18 protein-coding genes and 1 pseudogene are annotated in these 18955 nt (G+C 68.4%); 10 read left to right on the top strand and 9 right to left on the bottom strand.

Annotated elements, in window-relative coordinates; translation table 11 throughout:
• Window positions 1-23: 23 nt before the first annotated feature.
• Window positions 24-653 (bottom strand): annotated as a pseudogene (locus E1212_RS31060) (mismatch-specific DNA-glycosylase).
• Window positions 654-1023: 370 nt separating this feature from the next.
• On the opposite strand from E1212_RS31060, the gene dcm reads away from it, so the two are divergent.
• Window positions 1024-2931 (top strand): DNA (cytosine-5-)-methyltransferase, encoded by a 1908-nt coding sequence (gene dcm / locus E1212_RS10395; RefSeq protein WP_131982013.1) that lies wholly within the window; start codon window positions 1024-1026, stop codon window positions 2929-2931.
• Here dcm and E1212_RS10400 read toward each other — a convergent pair.
• Window positions 2928-4217 carry an ATP-binding protein gene (locus E1212_RS10400; protein WP_131982015.1) on the bottom strand — a complete coding sequence of 430 codons (1290 nt, stop codon included), beginning with the start codon at window positions 4215-4217 and terminating at the stop codon, window positions 2928-2930. The two genes, dcm and E1212_RS10400, sit on opposite strands and share 4 nt — an antisense overlap.
• Window positions 4218-4244: 27 nt before the next feature.
• On the opposite strand from E1212_RS10400, the gene E1212_RS10405 reads away from it, so the two are divergent.
• Complete coding sequence (locus E1212_RS10405) at window positions 4245-4745, top strand: very short patch repair endonuclease (RefSeq protein ID WP_131982077.1); 501 nt, start codon at window positions 4245-4247, stop codon at window positions 4743-4745.
• Between the two features lie 304 nt (window positions 4746-5049).
• Here the strand turns inward: E1212_RS10405 and E1212_RS10410 are convergent, their stop codons facing one another.
• Genes E1212_RS10410 through E1212_RS30755 form a run of 4 tightly spaced genes read right to left on the bottom strand, consistent with a single transcriptional unit; the run spans window position 5050 to window position 8114 of the window.
• Window positions 5050-5451, bottom strand: coding sequence for a hypothetical protein (locus tag E1212_RS10410; RefSeq protein WP_131982017.1), 402 nt, complete (start codon window positions 5449-5451; stop codon window positions 5050-5052).
• Window positions 5452-5453: 2 nt separating this feature from the next.
• Complete coding sequence (locus E1212_RS10415; protein WP_162605413.1) at window positions 5454-6449, bottom strand: amidase family protein; 996 nt, start codon at window positions 6447-6449, stop codon at window positions 5454-5456.
• Entirely contained in the window at window positions 6437-7771 is a 1335-nt protein-coding gene (locus tag E1212_RS10420) for an amidase family protein (RefSeq protein WP_131982021.1), read from the bottom strand. Before E1212_RS10420 ends, E1212_RS10415 begins: the two co-directional genes overlap by 13 nt.
• A 28-nt stretch (window positions 7772-7799) precedes the next feature.
• Window positions 7800-8114, bottom strand: a complete 315-nt coding sequence (locus E1212_RS30755; protein ID WP_131982023.1) for an amidase family protein — start codon at window positions 8112-8114, stop codon at window positions 7800-7802.
• 328 nt (window positions 8115-8442) lie between these two features.
• Between E1212_RS30755 and E1212_RS10435 the strand changes: the two genes are divergently transcribed.
• Window positions 8443-9036, top strand: a complete 594-nt coding sequence (locus tag E1212_RS10435; RefSeq protein WP_203416728.1) for an HD domain-containing protein — start codon at window positions 8443-8445, stop codon at window positions 9034-9036.
• 6 nt (window positions 9037-9042) lie between these two features.
• On the opposite strand, the gene E1212_RS10440 is transcribed toward E1212_RS10435, so the two are convergent.
• A complete protein-coding gene (locus E1212_RS10440; RefSeq protein ID WP_131982027.1) occupies window positions 9043-9567 on the bottom strand; it encodes an NUDIX domain-containing protein in 525 nt (174 codons plus the stop codon).
• A gap of 88 nt (window positions 9568-9655) precedes the next feature.
• On the opposite strand from E1212_RS10440, the gene E1212_RS10445 reads away from it, so the two are divergent.
• From E1212_RS10445 to E1212_RS10460, 4 genes are all read left to right on the top strand, one after another.
• The gene (locus E1212_RS10445) at window positions 9656-12967 is read left to right on the top strand and encodes a DEAD/DEAH box helicase (protein WP_131982029.1); all 3312 of its coding nucleotides are present in this window, start codon (window positions 9656-9658) and stop codon (window positions 12965-12967) included.
• A 171-nt stretch (window positions 12968-13138) separates the two neighbouring features.
• Window positions 13139-13636 carry a DUF5994 family protein gene (locus tag E1212_RS10450; RefSeq protein ID WP_275296161.1) on the top strand — a complete coding sequence of 166 codons (498 nt, stop codon included), beginning with the start codon at window positions 13139-13141 and terminating at the stop codon, window positions 13634-13636.
• Between the two features lie 52 nt (window positions 13637-13688).
• Entirely contained in the window at window positions 13689-14033 is a 345-nt protein-coding gene (locus E1212_RS10455) for a hypothetical protein (RefSeq protein ID WP_131982033.1), read from the top strand.
• Window positions 14030-14284: a hypothetical protein gene (locus tag E1212_RS10460; protein WP_131982035.1), complete on the top strand. Its 255-nt coding sequence runs from the start codon at window positions 14030-14032 to the stop codon at window positions 14282-14284. The genes E1212_RS10455 and E1212_RS10460 overlap by 4 nt, the downstream gene beginning before the upstream one ends.
• A 411-nt stretch (window positions 14285-14695) precedes the next feature.
• On the opposite strand, the gene E1212_RS10465 is transcribed toward E1212_RS10460, so the two are convergent.
• Window positions 14696-15727 carry an NADPH:quinone reductase gene (locus E1212_RS10465; RefSeq protein ID WP_131982037.1) on the bottom strand — a complete coding sequence of 344 codons (1032 nt, stop codon included), beginning with the start codon at window positions 15725-15727 and terminating at the stop codon, window positions 14696-14698.
• Window positions 15728-16149: 422 nt separating this feature from the next.
• On the opposite strand from E1212_RS10465, the gene E1212_RS29375 reads away from it, so the two are divergent.
• Window positions 16150-16302: a hypothetical protein gene (locus E1212_RS29375; RefSeq protein WP_162605414.1), complete on the top strand. Its 153-nt coding sequence runs from the start codon at window positions 16150-16152 to the stop codon at window positions 16300-16302.
• A gap of 138 nt (window positions 16303-16440) precedes the next feature.
• The gene (locus E1212_RS10470) at window positions 16441-17331 is read left to right on the top strand and encodes an LLM class flavin-dependent oxidoreductase (RefSeq protein ID WP_131982039.1); all 891 of its coding nucleotides are present in this window, start codon (window positions 16441-16443) and stop codon (window positions 17329-17331) included.
• An 8-nt stretch (window positions 17332-17339) separates the two neighbouring features.
• On the opposite strand, the gene E1212_RS10475 is transcribed toward E1212_RS10470, so the two are convergent.
• Entirely contained in the window at window positions 17340-18419 is a 1080-nt protein-coding gene (locus E1212_RS10475) for an RNA polymerase subunit sigma-70 (RefSeq protein ID WP_338033784.1), read from the bottom strand.
• Between E1212_RS10475 and E1212_RS10480 the strand changes: the two genes are divergently transcribed.
• The gene (locus tag E1212_RS10480) at window positions 18418-18954 is read left to right on the top strand and encodes a dihydrofolate reductase family protein (protein ID WP_131982043.1); all 537 of its coding nucleotides are present in this window, start codon (window positions 18418-18420) and stop codon (window positions 18952-18954) included. The genes E1212_RS10475 and E1212_RS10480 overlap by 2 nt on opposite strands.
• Window position 18955 lies beyond the last annotated feature (1 nt).

The raw sequence follows: 18955 nt of genomic DNA on the forward strand, positions 1-18955 counted from the left end.
GGTTGGCCTGAGGTCACCTGCGGTCAGCGGCTCGCACGGGCACGTAGGCGGGATCTGCCATGGCGGGCGCACGCTCCGTGCGGCGTCCGAGGCCGATAACCCAAGGTCGGGGACTGAGCCGAGCTGGCCGTGTTGCTGTTACCGGCGGTCTCGTGGGCGTTCAGGCCGCTCGGGGTTCGGCACCACCCACAGCTCGGCGCCGCCGAGGTCCTTCGGCTGGCGGCCGGCAACGGCCTTCGGGCGGCCGAACGCCGTCCGGTAGGCGGAGATGCCCAGGACGGCGACCACCCGCGGCGCCAGCCGGGCCACGCGGGCGGCGAGGGCCACGGCACCCGCCCGCAGCTCCGCCGCCGTCAGCTCGTCGGCCCGCGCGGTCCCTCGGGCGACCAGGTTGGTGATGCCGATACCGCGCCGGTCAGGTGGGCGTCGTCCTCGGGCGAGGTGCCGCCGGTGACGTCGATGAGCCGGTCGACGATGCCGGCCCGGTACAGCGCCGGGTAGAACCGGTTGCCCGGCCGGCCGAAGTGCGTCTGCACGGCCACCGTCATGAGGCCGGGGTTGATGCCGACGAACAGCAGCCGCGGGCCCGGCTCGACGAGGTCCGGCAGCGTGCCGTCGCGGAAGCCCTCCAGCTCCTCTCGCGTGAATTGCAGTGCCCACCTGCTGCTCCGGTGCATCCAGGTGCTGCGAAAGGCGAGGAGCGAGGATCGGTCGTGTAGACCGTCTGGTCGCTGCTGTGGATGGCGACCCAGTGGGTGAGATTGCCATCACCTGGCGATGCGAGCTTGCGTCTGAACACGGGGCAGATACTAGAAGGCACGAGAGCCTTCGCGTGGACGTGCGGCCGTCGACCGGCCATGCGCCGACCCGGGGCTTGCGCCCGTTCGACCCGACTCGCCCGCATGCCCTCCTGACCCATTACACCTGGGCGGCGCGTCCATCGGTCCAGGCAGTCCGACGACACGGCCTACGTTGTCCGTTGTTGTCGGACGTTCTCCCTACAATCGCAGTGAGGAGTGATTGATGAACAAGACACGTCGTCCGAGCGTCCGCCTTGTCCGCGGCCCCTTCGTGCGGTTGGAGGCACATCCAGACCACTGCACGACCGAAGAGGAGCTGCGTGCGCTTTGCTTGGCGATTCGTCGGCAGGATCACCCGCCCTTCTTAGCTGCTGACCTTTTCTGCGGCGCTGGCGGGTTAAGCCTCGGTCTTGAGCAAGCGGGTATACGTGTGGTGATTGGTGCGGATCATGACGCTGAGGCGCTCGAGACCCATCGGCACCATATGGCGGGCATGGCGATCGACTGGGATCTGGGTGACGCAGACGTCGTCGAGCGAGTCGCGCGCATGCTGCGGGACAACCAGATCGACGTCCTAGCTGGAGGCCCCCCGTGCCAGCCGTTCTCAAAAGCTGGCCGTTCGGGTATGCGCCACCTCGTGCGCCAAGGGCTGAGGGAACCGCATGACCGCCGTCGGGACCTGTGGCGCTCGTTCTTGGAAGTCATCAGGCTGGCTGAGCCTCGAGCGGTCATTATGGAGAACGTTCCAGACATGGCGCTGGACCGCGAGATGTTCATACTGCGGAGCATGGTCTTCGAGCTCGAGTCGCTCGGCTACTCGGTGCAGGAGCGTGTAGTCGATGCTTGGCGTTACGGGGTACCTCAGTTCAGACAGCGCCTGATCCTCGTTGCTATCCGAGCTGGCAGAGGCTTTGAATGGCCCGCGGAGGCGCCGAAGAAGGTGACCGTGTCGAACGCCATCTCCGATCTGCCGCGCGTCAAGGGCGGGTGGAGGCCGAAGGGGGGCGCTGAAGGCTGGGCCGATTACGCCGGCCCGCGGACAGCGTTCCAATGGGCGATGCGCGTGGGTGTCCCCGCCTCGGACGAGGCGAAGGTATTTGATCACATCACTCGGCCTGTTAGGGATGATGACGAGGAAGCGTTCGAACTCCTTGATTCGGAGAGTAGATATTCGGATCTTCCAGAGCATCTGAAGCGGTATCGGGACGATATCTTCGACGACAAGTATAAGCGCCTATCGGGTGATGATGTGTCGCGGACGATCACGGCCCATATCGCGAAGGACGGTTACGGATTCATCCATCCCGAGCAGAATCGCACGCTCACAGTGCGAGAAGCCGCGAGAATCCAGACCTTTCCGGACCGATTTCGCTTCGCGGGTCCGCCGTCGGCGGCCTTCAAACAGATCGGCAACGCGGTCCCACCCAGGTTGGGACTCGCAATTGGCGCAGCCGTCGTCAGCGCGCTTCAGGGCGAACAGAGTGCACGCCCTTCCAGTGAGGAAGTCGGCAACAAACTTGCAACATGGTTCCGAGCAGGTCCCGTGACGTCATCGCCATGGTTCCATTCGACATCCTCCTGGCATGTCATGCTCGGCGAACTCCTCCTTGATCGTGCGCCTGCGTTGATCACTAGGTCGTTGTGGCCGCTCCTTGAGAAGTACGCCACGCCCGACGAGCTCCTCGAGCGCCGTGCAGAGCTCGAGGAGATCCTCGGCTGGATCGGTAGGGAGGACCGAGCTGACAGTGTGGCACGCTTGGCGCACGCACTTGGACGACGTGCTCAATTCAGCGAGGAGGAGCTGGCCGATCTGGTCTCCAGAAGGGTGATTACTCAGAGCTTGGCCGACTTGGCCCAGCTCGTAGCTGGCAAGGATGGCGAAGAGCCAGTTGTCGTAACATATGGCGCTTTGCGTGTTGCTACACGATTTCAGCGAAACTCGCTTGGGCGCAAGAACCAGTACAGCGATGGCCGCATATCGATAGCTAAGATGATCGGATATGGCCGCGATGCTAGATCGGCGCAGCTTGGACTGTTGGAGCTTGGGACGGACGTCTGCCTGCCGTTGCGTCCCAAATGCAATGAGTGCCCGCTCAAGGCGCAATGCTTGTATGCAGACAGCTTGAGCTAGAGGCCCAAGGACTTGGAAAGGTCTGGGTGGCGCGCTTTGAACGTGGCGAGGGCGTCTTTGAAGCCCGCCAAGTCGCTGGACTCGAGCACCGCTGCCTTCAATGCAATGCCGATCTCTCGTAAGGCAACGCCTTCTGCACTGGTAGTCCGAGCAGGCTTCCGACGTTCCTCTGAGGCCGACGCCGCCTGACGGTATGCAGCGTCGGCGCGGACGCAAAGGTCATGAATGGGACGCTCCAGCATATTCTTCAAGGTTGCCGGCAGTACAACGCTCATCTTCGCTACGTTGATCTGGAAGGTCTCGTCCAGATCCGTGTCAAAGTCGATCGACGCACGAGCCAGTTTCGTGTGCTCGTCGATTCCGCGTAGTCCGTTCCAGCCCCCGAACTGCACGAGGCGATTGGCGCGGTAGATGTATAGTCCCTGCTGTCGATTCCACTTAAGTGGCCCGGACATCCGCTCGAACCGCTCAGGCGACGAGAATTGATCCCTAGGCGGCAGAACGTAGCCAGTGAAGATGATGTCTGCGGAGCCCTCGTCGGACTCGATCTCGAAGACCTCGCGTGGGAGAGTCTGGGTGTGTCGCTCGGAGGTTGCGAACGGATCCCACGCCTCCAACTTGTCGCCGTTCACGGAGATCGCGACCGGCGTAGCGCCGTGGCTGCCTGTGATGAACCGATGGAACACCATTCCCAAGTGCTCGCCCGTCTTCTTTGCGAGGGTGCTCAGGCGCCGGCGTCCCCAACCGGATTCCGCGTATCGATCCGGTAGCACCCGATCGAGGTTCTCCCAAGCGACGACGGTGCCTGGTCCATCGCTGAGGATGCGCTTAGCATGCTCGACGGCGTCGCTCTCTTCGTCTGCCAGGACGCTCCAGGAGTCAACCCGTTCGATGAAGTCGAGATCGAGGGTTCGGACGTGAATGTTCGGCTGCTTGGGCGCCGTGCGACTGACCACCGTCAGCCGACGACATTGGGAGAAGGAGCCAGTCTTGAGTCCCAGTCCGAACCGGCCAAGCTCGTTCCGGTTGTACTCGCGCCGGCTGCCGAACCTCAGGGCCTCAAGCAGTCCGGTCGGCCCCATGCCCGTGCCGTCGTCCCAGATCAGGACATACGAGTTGTTCGGATCGAAGACGAGCTCAACGCCAACACGCTGAGCCCCCGCGGAGATGGAGTTGTCCACGAGGTCGGCGACGGCCGTTGGGAAGTCGTAGCCGATGTCCCTCAGCGAGCCAGTGAGTCTGGCAGCTGAGGGAGGAGCGTCGAACCAACTCCTGCGGACTGCCAAGACCCAGCACCTCCCGTGGGGACGATAATGACAGCAGATCGGCCGACGAGGCCTTCAACACACCGTGAGACGAGAGCCTATCGAGGGGGTCTGACATCTGTGGGCTCGTACGAAGACCTGCCAGAGGTAGCTCCTGCAACGCGACGCACGATGCAGGCGAACAGGGGCAGGGACACGGGGCCTGAGATGGCTCTACGCTCCATCCTCCATGCTCGAGGACTCCGGTTCCGGGTGTGCGAGCCCCTACCGTTCGACCGTCGACGCCGAGCTGACGTCACGTTCACAAGGGTGGGGCTGTACGTTTTCGTCGACGGCTGCTTCTGGCATGGTTGCTCAGCCCACTTTGTGGTGCCGAAGACTCGGACAGCGTTCTGGCTCGCCAAGGTGCAGGGGAATCAAGCGCGCGACGCAGACAGCCGTGCACGATTGGAAGCCCTTGGCGGCACCGTCCTCAGGTTCTGGGAGCACGAGAGTCCTGCCGAGGTTGCGGATGTGATCGAGCAGACCTACCTCCACCTGAAGGTCTAGCGCGCCAGCGACTTTTGACGGGCCGCTTCTCTCGGACGACCCCTCGGCGCCGAACTGGGTGCTCACGCCGTCCGCGGGGCCTGACGGATCGCCTAGTGGTGCCAGCGACCATGCTCCAAGTTGTGTCCACTGCAGTGTGGGGCCTCGCGGCCCGAGGCCCACAACTCCTTCCGTCCGAATTACCTCCTTGGCGGTTCGCAGCCGGTAATAGCGCCGAGGCGGGAGGCCTCGGTGGTGATCGATGCGGTTGTCGCAGCCGGGACGCCTCTGCCCGACCGGCTGACGTTCGCGACGAGGGCGTCGATCAGAGAGCAAGCCGCAGCCTGACGGTCGTCCGCCTTAGCGCCCTGGATGTTGGCCACGATCGCGGCCCAGCTGCGGCCGGGGCCGACACCGTCGACCAGTTCGGCCAAGGCTTCTCCACTGTCGCCGGGTTGCAGAGCTCGCCGGTGAAGAACGAGCCGCCCCGGGTGCAGCGCCACATCGACGGGTTCGTCACACCGGGAGCCCGGCGCACATACGAGTGGCCCTGCTCGAACGCGTAACCCGCCGCCAGCAGCGACGCCTCGCTGCCCGCCGCCTCGACGAAGGTGACGCCGATGGGGTTGCGGCCGGCGTTGCCGGTGCCCTCGCCCGCGGGAACGGTGAGAACCGGATAACCGGCGCGGTCGGCGATCCCGACCAAGGTGCTGTTGCTCGGCACCATGATCACGTCGTAACCGGACGCCAGTACCCAGTCGATGACGGCAGCATTCTCCGCCTTCCCGACGGCCAGGTCCGACTCGTACGTCTCCAGCGTCGCTGACGAAGCCGCCAGCAGCTCGTTCTGCTGGTAATTCGGCCCTCGACGGGGTTCGCCTGGTTGTACGCGATGATCTCGTCCAGCGAAGACGCTCCGCCGAGATACGCGTCCAGGTCCTGCGAGAACTCCCGCAGCACGATGCTTGGCCGCGTCGTAGGCGCGCCCAGCGTCACCGAGCCCACCGTTGCGCCCTGCGACTCGACCGTGGACACGGCAGCCGGGTACGGGGAGGATCCAGCAGCGACGACGGCGACCTTCTTGCCCTGCAGGGCAGCCGGCGACAGGCCGGCCGTGTAGTCCACAGCGGCAGTGTCGACGGCGCCCAACGCGACAGCCGCGTCGTATACCGACCGCGTCAACGGCCCGAAAGCATCCTGCGACGACGCCACGGGAAGCACGCCGTCACCGTCGACCAGACCGACGGAAGGCTTCAGGCCCACCACGCCGGCGACACCCGCGGGGGCGATGAGCTGCGCACCGACATCGGTGCCGGTCTCCATGCCAATCGTCAACGCCGCCAAGCCGGACGCCGTCGCCGCAGCCGAACCGGCCGAGGAGCCAGCAGGAGTCTTGTCGGTGTCCGACGGCAGCAGCACCTGACCGCCAAGGGACGAGTAGCCCTCGGGCAGGTTTGTGTCGAAGACGCCGTTGAGCTCCGTCACGTTGGTCTTGCCCAGGATGATCGCCCCAGCCGCCCGCAGCTGCGCGACCAAAGCAGCGTCGTCACCGGGCATCAACGACTGCAAGGCGATCGAACCCGCCGTCGTCGGCAGACCCTCGACGTCGAAGGAGTCGTCCAGAAGAACAGGGATGCCGTGCAGCGGACCGCGCGGCCCACTCCGTCGCCGCTCCCGGTCCAAGGCCCGCGCCTCCGACACCGCGGCGACATTCAGCGAACGCACCGCTGAACGGCCGGACCCTCGGCGTTCGCCGCCGCGATCCGCGCCAGGTACGCCCGCGTCAACGTCTCCGCCGTGAGCGTCCCCGCCGCCTGCCGCGCCTGCAGGCTCTGCGCCGTCTCCGTCTCGAGCGAGAACGGCAGTTGCGGCACCGATCCGGCCAAAGCCATCGCCGACTCATAGTCCGGGTTGCAGCTGCCGCGCTCCGAATAGGCAGGCGCCGGGACGGTGTCGGCGCACCGGTACATGCTCGGGTTCAGCTCCGACACCGGGCGCCTCAAGCGAGTGGCCTGCTCGATCACGTACGCGACGCCGATCAGGTTCCGCTCGCTGTACGCGTTGCCGTGAATCGGCACGCTCTGAGCCCGCCGACGCGTCGTCGAGTACCCCATCGGGATCGTGATCTGCGTCGTGCCGGCGGTCGCGCCGTTCGGCACGCTGCCGAGGATCGCCAGGAAGTCGTCCGAGGGGTCGTCGGGCGTCTGGTTGTTCATCATGCTGTCGATCGCGGCCCACTGCGCAGCCCGCCGGATCGGCATGGCCGCGCGGTACGCCGTCTCGTTCGGGCCGCCGGGCTCCGTCTCCGCAGCCGCCGCGTTCGCGTGGTTCTGGTTGCCGAACTTCAGCGCCTGGTCCGACTCGACCTGGTTGACGGCGACCTCTTCCTCCAGCGAGTTGATCGGCGCGTTCGCGCCCAACCCGCGGTAGTACTCGTCGATCGCCTTGTGCTGCTGATAGCCGCTCGGCAGCGCGGGAACATCGCCGACGGGATCGAGGGGCGCTCGACCATGATCGCGCCGGCCGCCACCAGCGCGTCGAAAGCGAGCGCCGTCGGCGACCCGGGCTCGAAGGTGCCGTTGTAGCCGATCCGTTTGCCGGGACGAAGTCGAGGTCGAGCGCGGACATGTAGTCCGGCGCCCCCCTCGGGCGCTTGATCGACGCCTGCCAGTGCGGCCCGAAGACGGCGGCATAACCGGCCTCGTTCTTCGGGTCGCGGCCGACCATCGACTGCAGGTGCATGGCCGCATTGGCGACCGTGCGATCCATCGGCCCGCGGTGTCCTGCGACGACGAGATCGGGCCGATGCCGTAAGCGGGCACGATGCCGACCGTCGGGCGGTTGCCGACCAGGCCATGCGCGCCCGATGGGCTGATGATCGAGCCGGACGTCTCGGTGTCGACGGTGAGCATCGACAGCGCCGCCGCACCCGCGGCCCCGGCGCCCGACGAGGACGCGCTCGGGTTTTGGTCGGCGTCGTCGGCGTTGAGCACCTGGCCGGTGAGGTCGTCGAACCGGACGGCTGGCTGCCGAAGCTGTTCGCCCACTCCGACAGGCCGACCCTGCCGAGAATGATCACGCCACTCTGGCGCAGCTTCTTGACGATGTCGGCGTCATCCTCCGGGTAAAACCTGCGCAGTGAGTAGTTGCCATTCGACGTGTACATGCCTTCACGTCGATGAGGTCCTTGAGCAGCACGGGTAACCCGTGCGCGGGGCCGAGCACGACACCGTCGGCGCGCAGCTCGTCCGCCCGCCGCGCCTCTTCCATGACGGCGGGGTTGATCTGCGTGACGGCGTTCAGGCCGGGGCCGCTCTTGTTGAGCGCCTCGATGCGCTCCAGGTACGCCTGCACGAGCTGAACGGACGTGAGCTCGCCGGACTCCATCATCCGCTCGGCCGTCAGGCCATCGAGCGTTTCCAGATTGAGTGCGGGGGAGGCGGAGCTGCGCCGACGGGCGGCGAACTGGGTGCCGCCGTCAAGACGGGTGCGGCGAGCACTGCCGCGACGGCGAGAGAGAGCAGCCTCCGAACGATGACTGACCGATGCACCGCGACTCCTCGAGGGAAGCAGAACGGGGCTAATGTGACATGCGGATCAAATGTCCAAGCGGTCCGTTTCGCGCCGATGTCCGAGCCGTGACGATCAACGTCCGGTGATCAACGCTCGCCTCTACACTCACCGAGGTTCCGAGCATCGGTGCGTGAGAGGTGGTCCGGTGGCCGACGACGGTCAGATCGAGGGTGTGGTCGACTACATCTTCGAGGCCGGCCTGCTGAAGCGAGCCAAGCGAACCGGCTGGTGGATCGCCGGCGTCAAGGATCCGGAGAGCATCGCCGATCATTCGCACCGCACTGCTCTCATCGGTGCTGTGCTCGCCCTGATGGAAGGGGCCGACCCCGCCAAGGTCGCGCTGCTGGCGGTCCTCCACGACAGCCAGGAGACGCGCGTCGGCGACATCCCCTATCTCGGGCGGCGCTATCTGACGGCGGCAAGCAATCAGAAGGTCACCGCCGACCAGGTGGCTGAGACTCCGGATGCGGTGCGCGACGGGATCCAGCGGATCGTCGACGACTACGAGGCCGGGGATTCCCTCGAGGTTGTCGTGGCGCACGATGCCGACAAGCTGGACTGCCTGTTCCAAGCCATCGAGTACCGCGAGCAGGGCAACCAGAACACCCAGCAGTTCATCGACAGCATGCTGGCGGTGCTTTCGACGGCGTCGGCCAAGGTGATCGCCTCAGCGGCGCTGAACCGCAGCTCCCAGGAGTGGCATGCGCCGCATATGGGGCGGCAGGATCGCCACGTCTGACTCGTGTCACCACCAGTGCGGGCGGTCGTCGAGGTAGCGGACCTGGCCGCCGACGAGTGCGGATCGTGCGGCTGCGACTCGACGCCACATCGACTGCGGAAGGCGCTCACGGGCGAGGGCGTCGTCGCAGAACTCGAAGGCGGCCAGCTCGCTGTCCTGGATGCGAATCTCCTGCACCCGTGCCGGAGCTAGTTGCCCGCCATCGAACACGAAGGCGAGCAGGTCGTCCCACGGGCCGTGCGGAGCCACCCATTCCACGGACAGCAGGGGGCCGATCGCGAGGTCGATGCCGAGTTCCTCATGCACCTCACGTCGCGCGGTGACGTGGGGCGGCTCATTGGCCTCAGCCATGCCGCCGGGCAGATCCCAGCCGGGCTTGTAAATCGGGTCGACCAACAGGACTCGATCGTGGGCATCACGAATCAGGACGTCGGCACAGACTCTCTTACGGGCCTGCCGTGCGTTCCCTTCTGCGAGGTGTCTGTTCCAAGCGTCGGGATCGCGTTCGGACAACGGCGGGTCGGTGTTCACGGGGCCTCAGAGGACAGCTCGTCGATCGATGTCACCGGATCATGATGGCGGCCGGAGATTGTCGGTGGGGGCGGCTAGCGTGCTCGATATGTGGCCGGGCATTCAGGTGAACGACGACGCGGGTCTGCTGAAGGTGGTGGACCCGTCGACGTATGTGCGCGGCATCATGTACGCGCAGCACGGCGCCGTGACGGACGTCGAGTGGGTGCGGACCGACGGGATCGTCACCGGCCGGGTCGTCGGCAGCGCGCGGCAGCCGTACACGACGCTCGCGATCCTGAAAGCCGCCGGCCCGCACAAGTACACGTTCGTCGAAGGGCGGTGCACCTGCCCCGTCGGGTTCGACTGCAAGCACGTCGTCGCGCTGGTGGCGACGGCGCTGAGCGGGGAAGCGCCGGGCAGCCAAAGGACGGCGAACGAGGGGCCGGCGGACTGGCAGCTCTCACTCGACTCGCTCCTCGACGGCCCTGTGGTGCACCACGACGGCGGCACGAGCGAGATCGCCGTCGAGTTGACGTTGTCGAGCAAGCCGCGGGCGACCGGGCGGTGGGAAGACGCGACCGGAACGCAGCCGCGGCTGCTGGCCAGGCTGGTGCGGCCCGGGCGCGGCGGCTGGGTGGCCGGCGAGCTCAGCTGGTCGAGGCTGCGCCACCGCCCCGAGCTGATGGCCGGCCCCATCGAGAAGCTGCGTTGGCTGCGTCAGTTCTTCCTGCTCTACGAGGCCGGCCGCACGGACACCGGCTCCTACCTGCCCTACGGCCGCGACGAGAAGTACCTCGACCTGACGGCGTTCGAGTCCAGCCAGCTGTGGCCGCTGCTCGACGAGGCGAAGAAGCTCGGCCTCCGGTTCGTCTACGGCAAGAAGCGGACCGGCGACGTCGATCAGTACGGGCAGGCGCGGCTGGAGCTCAACGTCACGAGGGACACGACGAGCGGCAACCTCGTGATCGTGCCCGTGCTCATCGTCGACGGCGTGGACGGGGAGGTCGTGCCGGTCCGGTTCATCGGCGCCGACGGGCACGGCGTGGTCTACGCGCCGCGTGACAACCTCGAGACGGCGAAGGATCCGCAGAACTGGCGGTTCGGGCTCGCAAGACTGGAACAGCCGGCCAGCCGGCAACTACAGGACCTGGTTCTGGACAGGGGCCGGCTGATGGTGCCGGCGAGCGACATCGAGCGGTTCCAGAACGAGTACGTCCCGCGGCTGCAGCGGCTGGCGACGGTCGTGTCGTCGGACGGGTCGTTCGTGCCGCCCGACGTGTCCGGCCCGACGCTGGTGGCCCGGGCCGACTACGGCGACGACCACGGGCTCGACCTGGACTGGGAGTGGCGCTACGACATCGGCGACACCGAGCGCCGGGTGCCACTGGACCCGTTCGACCCAGCGGGACCGGACGACCCGTTCCGCGACCCCGCCGCCGAACGTGCGCTGCTGGCCGAGCTGGAGGCCGAGCTGAACGGCTTCGGCCCCGACTCGCGGGGCCGGTTCGACGGCCTCGACACCATGCGCTTCAGCACCGAGGCGCTGCCCCGACTGCGCGACCTGGACGACGTCGACGTCGAGGTGTTCGGCGACCCGGCCGACTACCGCGAGGTCGGCGACTCCCTGGTCATCGGCGTATCCGCCGACGAGGCGCAGGGCGAGAGCGACTGGTTCGACCTCGGCGTCACCATCACCGCCGACGGGCAGGACGTCCCGTTCACCGACCTGTTCCTGGCGCTCGCGCGCGACGAGCCGTACCTGCTGCTGCCCGACGGCGGCTACTTCTCGCTCGAGAAGCCCGAGCTGCAGGCGCTGCGCCGGCTCATCGACGAGGCCAGAGCGCTCGGCGACCCCACCGGCGACGGCACCCGGATCAGCAGGTTCCAGGCCGGCCTCTGGGACGAGCTGGCCAACCTGGGCATCGTCACCCACCAGGCCGACTCCTGGCAGCGCCAAGTGCAAGGCCTGCTGGCGCTGGGCACACTCGACGACGCCGACGCCGCCGCACCACCGAGCACCCTGCACGCCGAGCTCCGTCCGTACCAGCTCGACGGCTACCGCTGGCTGACCTTGCTGTGGGAACACGGCCTCGGCGGCATCCTCGCCGACGACATGGGGCTCGGCAAGACGCTGCAGACGCTCGCGCTCGTCTGCCACGCGAAGCAGCGCGACCCGGAGATGCCGCCGTTCCTGGTCGTGGCGCCGACCAGCGTGGTGTCGAACTGGGTCACCGAGGCGGCCCGCTTCGCGCCCGGCCTCACCGTCGTCGCGCTCACGGACACGCTGCGCCGTCGCGGCGAGCCGATCGAGCAGGTCGTCGCCGGCGCGGACATCGTCGTCACCACCTACACGCTGCTGCGGCTCGACGGCGACGCCTACGGCCAGGTGCCGTGGTCGGGGCTGGTCCTCGACGAGGCGCAGCACGTGAAGAACCACCAGTCCAAGACCTACCAGGCGGCGCGGAAGCTGCCGGCGCCGTTCAAGCTGGCCGTCACCGGCACACCGGTCGAGAACAACCTCATGGAGCTGTGGTCGCAGCTCTCGATCTCGGCGCCAGGCCTGTTCCCGCACCCGGGCCGGTTCGACGAGTACTACGCCAAGCCCATCGAGAAGAAGGGCGACGCCGAGCGCCTCGCCCAGTTCCGCCACCGCATCAAGCCGCTGGTCCTGCGTCGCACGAAGGAACAGGTGGTCGCCGACCTCCCCGCGAAGCAGGAACAGGTGCTCGAGGTCGATCTGCATCCGAAGCACCGCAAGATCTACGACAAGCACCTGCAGCGCGAGCGGCAACGCGTGCTCGGCCTGCTCGACGACGTCGACAAGAACCGGTTCGTCATCTTCCGGTCGCTGACGGTGTTGCGGCAGCTCAGTCTGCATGCCGGCCTGGTCGACGACGAGCATCGCGACGTCGCCAGCGCCAAGATCGACGTGCTGCTCGAACAGCTCGGCGACGTCGTCGACGGTGGACACAGGGCGCTGGTGTTCAGCCAGTTCACCGGCTTCCTCGGCCTGGTGCGCGAGCGGCTCGAGGCGGCCGGCATCGAGTACTGCTACCTGGACGGCTCGACGCGGCATCGCGACCAGGTGATCGCGCAGTTCAAGGAGGGCACGGCGCCGGTCTTCCTGATCAGCCTCAAGGCCGGCGGGTTCGGGCTCAACCTCACCGAGGCCGACTACTGCTTCATCCTCGACCCATGGTGGAACCCCGCGACCGAGGCACAGGCCGTCGACCGCACCCACCGCATCGGGCAGACCCGCAACGTCATGGTGTACCGGCTCATCGCCGCCGACACCATCGAGCAGAAGGTCATGGCGCTCAAGGACCGGAAGGCCAAGCTGTCGGCCAGTGTCATGGACGACGGCAACGCGTTCGGCGGCCGACTCGACGTCGATGACATCCGCCACCTCTTCGAGTAGCGCACCTCGACATGCAGGTGCTGTCCACGGCATCTGGTCAGGTCACGCGGCTGCTGCTCGTCCTGGACAGGTGTACGCTCGAAGTTCAGGCGCTGATACGCGGGCACGTCGGTCCCCAGCGGCGCCGACACCATGGATGTCGGCCGAAGAGGCCGGAGACGGGCCGCGCTCATGCGCCAATTTCTCAGTCCGCATCTGCCTGACGACTCAGCGACACGAGTCGCCTACCGCGTGTCCCGGCCGGGCCACGATCCGCGGCTTCACGGAGTGTGGTGGCCCCGTTCGAACGACCTCGGCGCGGAACTTCCGGCCGTCATCGAGTCCCTCGACCGCAGGGGCTTCCGGACCGAATGGGTCTCCTTCAGCAGGCAGACCTGGGACGGGACAGGGCAGCAGCTGCTGATCGCCGGCCGGGTCATCCGGACGTCCTCGTACCGCGCGATCGACCCCCACATGGTGAGCCTCAGCGGCCGCGACGGCCGGGCCCGCATCGACTTGCTGGTCGTACCGCCAGACAGTCCGGCCACGACGGCGGCGCGTGCGTTCTCGCGGATCGTCGACTGGGACAACCACGTCACCGCGAGCGACGCGCTGGCGGCTGCATCGAGCGAGTGGACCCACGAGGACGAGCTGATGTCGTGGCCGGCGGTACAGGCCGTGCCCTTGTGAGCCGCGGGAGACGCACGCCGGACGGGCCCGGCCGGATCGGCCGGTGCCTCAGATGCTGACGCGCCGCCCCGACGCCCGCGCGCTGGCGCTGGCCCGCTTCCTCCGGCGCTGGGCCGGTGCGTTCTCGTTCTCCGCGGACGCCCTGGACTCGCCGGACACGGCTCGAGCGGGCATGACGCTGCTCGACGCGGCGCAGCGGGCGGAGCGACTGGCTGCTGACGATCCGGTCCTCGTCGTGCTGTCCGAGGCGGGGCACTTCGAATCCGTGCCCGGCGGCCATGCGCGGTTCGTCGAGACGGTCGAGGTCAGACATGCCGTGCTCCGGCTCAGCGTCGGGCCGGACTTCGACGGAGGCCAGGTCCTGGCCGCCATCGCGTCGGCGAGCGGGCCACCGTGAGCGCCCCCGACGCGCTGCCGCCGCCGCTCGGTGCGCTGTTCGCAGCCATTCTCGCCGCGAGAACGGCGCAGCGACGGCAGTCGGCGCAGAAGGTGAACGACCCGAGCGCACAAGCCGCCACCCGCCGCGAGAGCCTGCGTGCCCTGGAGGCGTATGCCGACGCGCTGGAACAGCGGTGCTGGCCGGTGCCCCGTCAGATCCAGCAGGACATCCGCCTGCACCGCGCGTTGTGCCGGTTGCCCCGGCCTTGACGGGGCCCGCGTGCGGCTCGCCGCCGCTGTGGTTGCCGGTCAGCAAGACGGAAGGTGTCGGCGGCGGAGTGACCCCGGTGTGCCGGCGACGGCGGCGTGCCGCGTGTTGTGCCGGTTGCCGCGGCCCTGACGGGGCCCGTAGGCGGGTCGCCGCCGCTGTGGTTGCCGGCCAGTGGGACGGAAGGTGTCGGCGGCGGGGTGGCCGAGGCGTGCCGGTGATGGCGGCGCGCCGTGCGTTGTGCCGGTTGCCCCGGCCCTGACGGGGCCCGTGGGCGGGTCGCCGCCGCTGTGGTTGCCGGTCAGCGGGACGGAAGGTGTCGGCAGCGGAGTGACCGCGGCGTGCCGGCGACGGCGGCGCTGACGAGAGATGCGGACGCGGTCGCCGCCACGGAGCGGCAGGTCAGCGTCGGGTCAGGTCTCGAGCACGGAGATGAGGACCTTGCCGGTGGCGCCGTCCTCGACGGCGCGATGGGCGTCGGCGGTCCGGTCGAGGGCGAAGTGGTGCAGCGGCAGCCCGGCCGCGTCGCCGATGCGGAAGGCGCCGTCGGCGATGGCGGCGTTGATGTCGTCGCCGGCCTCGCGGAGCTTCTCCCAGCCGAGCGTGTACAGCAGCACGAACTGCAGCCGCGCGTTCAGGCCCATGTACTCGCGCACGTTCAGATCGAACGGCTGGTCACCGTTGTTGGCGTAGATCGCGATGGTGCCGAGCGGCTTGATGATCGCAGTGTCGAGAGCGGCGTTGGCGCCGGCCGCCACCTCGACCACCAGGTCGACGCCGTCGGGGGAGATCGAACGAACGGCAGCGGCGACATCCCCAGACCCGGAGCCGTAGGTCACGACGTGGTGCGCCCCGGCCGCCGTCGCCAGTTCGCCCTTCGCCTCCGAGCTCACCGACGCGATCACCGTCGCGCCGGCCCAGCGGGCCAGCTGGATCGCGGCGTTGCCGACCGCCCCCGCACCGCCCGCGACCAGCACCGTCCGGCCGGCCAGCGCGCCCGGCAGCAGCCGCGTAGGGCCGCCCTCGGCGACGGTCAGGGCCCGGTGCGCGGTGATCGCCGGAATCCCCACCGCGGCACCCAGGTCGAAGGCGGCGCCGTCGGGCAGCGCGAACACCCGCTGCACCGGCACGACGGTGTACTCCTGCGCCGTTCCGCTGCCGGGGCGCTGGTACGCCGCCAGCGTCACCCACACCCGGTCGCCCACGGACAGCCCGCCGACACCGTCGCCGACCGCGTCGACGACACCGGAGCCGTCCTGGTTGGGCACCGTCTCGGTTCCGGACATGGCGCCGTAGCCGCCGCTGCGCGCCTTCCAGTCGGTCGGGTTCACGCCGGACACGACGACACGCACGCGCACCTCGCCGGCACCGGGATCGGGGACCGGGCGCTCGGTGATCCGGAGGACGTCGGCGGAGCCGGACTCGTCGTGCACGATCGCCTTCATCGGGTGTCGCTTCCCTTCAACGGACGGTGCCTTCGCTACGGCAACCGATCGGACTCCGACCACATTCCAACCGCGTCGGCCGCGACGCAAGAAGCCCCGGCGCGGAGTCACAACAGCACGCGCCAGGGCTTGGCCGAAATCATCGGTGTTAGCGCACCTCGCCCGGCCAGGACCAATGCTACGACGTAAGAAGTCCCGGCGCGGAGCCACGACAGCACGCACCGGGACTTAGCCGGGATCGTTGGTGTAGACGCACCTCCCCCGACCGCCTCCAAGGCTACTCGTTGACGCGGTGCCTGTCGCCCTGTCAACCTGATCGGCTAACTACTTCGGGAATCCGCCCGGCGTAGTCGAGAAATCGGCTATCGGGCCGACTGTAGACGCGGTTCACCTGGTGGCCTCAGCACTTGGGAGGAAACCCAGTGAGTCACGACGACAGGCGAGGAACGCTGCTGAGCAGGCTGCGGAAGCTGCGTCAGCACACCGAGGTCATCGGCCAGATCCTGAGGGATCTATGGCCGTTGGGCGTGGTGATCTCCTCGATTCTGGGTGTTGCCCCGCACCAGCTCGGCTGAGGTCGAGCCGCCAAGAGCGAACGGGGTCGGCTGAGGCCGGCCCCCTCGTGCGTCCGGCCCGAGAGCGAGCCCGATTCCTCCGTATCCGCCATCCGGTCTGTCTGCCCAGGAACCAATGCAGACGGAGAGGCGATCCCCATGGAATTCGGAATCTTCCTGCCGGTCGGATTCGGCGGCGAGTTCGGCGCCGACGGCGACCCGGTCGAGGCGGCAGAACGCGTCATCCAGCTCACACAGACAGCGGAGGAATGCGGTTTCGCGGCTGCCTGGCTGCCCGACCACCTGCAGACGATCCCGCCGTCGGACGGGCATCTCTTCGAGGCGTGGGCGATGCTGACGGCGCTGGCGCGGCACACCGAGCGGATTCGGATCGGGCCGCTCGTCACCTCCAACTCGTACCGTAACCCGGCCCTGCAGGCGAAGATCGCCTCGACGGTGGATGTGCTGGCGAACGGGCGGCTGACGCTGGGGATCGGCGCCGGGTGGTACCAGCCCGACTACGAGACCTTCGGCTACGAGTTCGCCGACGCACCGACGCGTCTCACAGCGCTCCGCGACGGTGTGCGGACCGTCAGGGAGATGTGGGCGCACCCCACGACCGCGCCGCGACGCCCGCGCATCCCGATCATGATCGCCGGCGGCGGCGAGAAGGTGACGCTCAAGATCGTCGCCGAGTACGCCGACGCCTGCAACGTCATGGTGTCGCCGGCCGAGGCGGCGCGGAAGTTCGCCATCCTGCGCGAACACTGCCGCACAGCCGGCCGCGACCACGACACGATCCTGCGCACCGCCACCACGGCCTGCCTCATCGCCGACTCCGACGAGGAGGCCCAGGCCGCACTGTCGCCGGCCATGGGCGCGTTCTACCCGGGCGACTTCGCCCACTACCTGCTCTACGGGACCACCGAGACCGTCACGAACCGGCTCGCCGCCTACGAGGACGCCGGCGTCCAGCAGCTCATCGTCGGCTTCCACGAGGCCACCGACCCCGAGGCGATCCGGCGGTTCGCCAAGGAGTTCATCGACTGACGACGGCGTCAGCCTGCGGCCGGCAGGGTGGCGGGGAGGCCGAAGCGGGGGAGCAGCCCGGGCTCACCGAACACGGTGACCCGGGCGATCCCCGCGGCGGTCACCGTCAGCACCGCGAGCCCGAACGCCGAGCCGTCGCGGTGGTACGCGCCGAACGCCGGCTGGCCGTTGGCCACCGTCGGCAGCTTCTGCCAGTCGCCGCGCGTGCGGGCGACCTCGTCGACCAGGTACGACACGCACGCCACCTTGCCGGCGAACCACATCGCGGCGGCGGGCATCTCGAGGACGGCGTCGGCCCGCAGTGCCTCCTCGAACGCCCGCGCGTCGGCCGTCTCGAACGCCGTCATGTACAGCGACAGGAGCTCCTGGGCCCGCGGGTGCTCCGGTGGCAGCGTGACCTCGTCCATGGACGGCGTCACCGCGGCCAGCCGCGCCCGGGCCCGCTGCAGCAACGACTTCACCGCGCCCACCTCCAGCGACAGCGCCGACGCGACCTCCGCCGCCGGCCAGGCCAGCACGTCGCGCAGGATCAGCACGGCCCGCTGGCCGGGGGTCAGGTGTTGCAGCCCCACGATCAGCGCGAGCCGGACGCCGTCGCGCACCTCGGCGACCGCGGCGGGATCGGCCGACGACGGCGTCACCAGCGCGTCGGGCAGCGGCTGCAGCCAGCCGACACCGGCCGCCGGACTCTCGGCACCGGCGAGGCCGGAGAGCTCCACGGGGACGGCGCGCCGGTCGCTGCGCTGCAGCGCGTTGAGGCACGCGTTCGTCGCGATGCGGTACAGCCACGTGCGCAGCGACGACCGCTCCTCGAACCCCTCGTAGGAGCGCCAGGCCCGCAGGTAGGTCTCCTGCACCAGGTCCTCGGCGTCGTCGAGCGAGCCCATCATGCGGTAGCAGTGCGCGAGCAGCTCGCGCCGATAGCCCTCGGCCCGCCGCATGAACTCGTCGTCGCGCATGGTCCTCTCCGTCGTTCCGCTCATCCTCGTACCGACCGGCGCCGGCGGCGAAAGGAATCGCGATTCCTCACGCGGGCCCTGCCGGTCGGTACGAGCAGCAGTGGTCGACGACGATGATGGAGGAACCATGCGCAAGCTCAGGGTCGGATGCCTGGTGACGCTCGACGGCGTGCACGGCGCCCCGCGGTCGTGGGCGTCCCCGTACTTCGACGAGGAGGCGGCCGAGAAGTCGCTGGCCCAGCTGCGGCGCAGCGACGCGATGCTGATGGGCCGCGGCACCTACGAGTACTTCGTGCAGTCCTGGCCGAACGAGACCGGGCCGTACCCGGACCGCGTCAACGAGATCGGCAAGTACGTGTTCTCGTCGACGCTCACCACCGCGACCTGGACGAACGCCGTCGTCGTCGCGGACGACCCCGCCGACGCCGTCGCCGAGCTCAAACGGCAGGGCGACGGCGACCTCGTCGTCTACGGCCTCGGACGGCTCGCCCGCACGCTGCTCGACCACGACCTGGTGGACGAGCTGGCGGTGTCGGTCCTCCCGGTGCTGCACGGCAGCGGCGAGCCGCTGTTCCGGCCGGGCGCCGCCCCGCGCCACCTGGACCTGGCGTCGGTGGAGCGCAGCGGCTCCGGCGTCGTCACGCTGACGTACACGCGCGCCTGAC

This window comes from Jiangella ureilytica, from assembly GCF_004348545.1.
Classification (GTDB): Bacteria; Actinomycetota; Actinomycetes; order Jiangellales; family Jiangellaceae; genus Jiangella; species Jiangella ureilytica.

Bases quoted from the DNA above. Each gene is read 5' to 3' on its own strand.
- E1212_RS10465 (WP_131982037.1), bottom strand. From the start codon at position 15,727: ATGAAGGCGATCGTGCACGACGAGTCCGGCTCCGCCGACGTCCTCCGG.
- E1212_RS10470 (WP_131982039.1), top strand. From the start codon at position 16,441: ATGGAATTCGGAATCTTCCTGCCGGTCGGATTCGGCGGCGAGTTCGGC.
- E1212_RS30755 (WP_131982023.1), bottom strand. From the start codon at position 8,114: ATGATGGAGTCCGGCGAGCTCACGTCCGTTCAGCTCGTGCAGGCGTAC.
- E1212_RS10410 (WP_131982017.1), bottom strand. From the start codon at position 5,451: ATGGTGCCGAGCAACAGCACCTTGGTCGGGATCGCCGACCGCGCCGGT.
- E1212_RS10480 (WP_131982043.1), top strand. From the start codon at position 18,418: ATGCGCAAGCTCAGGGTCGGATGCCTGGTGACGCTCGACGGCGTGCAC.
- E1212_RS10455 (WP_131982033.1), top strand. From the start codon at position 13,689: ATGCTGACGCGCCGCCCCGACGCCCGCGCGCTGGCGCTGGCCCGCTTC.
- E1212_RS10445 (WP_131982029.1), top strand. From the start codon at position 9,656: ATGTGGCCGGGCATTCAGGTGAACGACGACGCGGGTCTGCTGAAGGTG.
- E1212_RS10475 (WP_338033784.1), bottom strand. From the start codon at position 18,419: ATGGTTCCTCCATCATCGTCGTCGACCACTGCTGCTCGTACCGACCGG.
- E1212_RS10405 (WP_131982077.1), top strand. From the start codon at position 4,245: ATGACAGCAGATCGGCCGACGAGGCCTTCAACACACCGTGAGACGAGA.
- dcm (WP_131982013.1), top strand. From the start codon at position 1,024: ATGAACAAGACACGTCGTCCGAGCGTCCGCCTTGTCCGCGGCCCCTTC.
- E1212_RS10450 (WP_275296161.1), top strand. From the start codon at position 13,139: ATGCGCCAATTTCTCAGTCCGCATCTGCCTGACGACTCAGCGACACGA.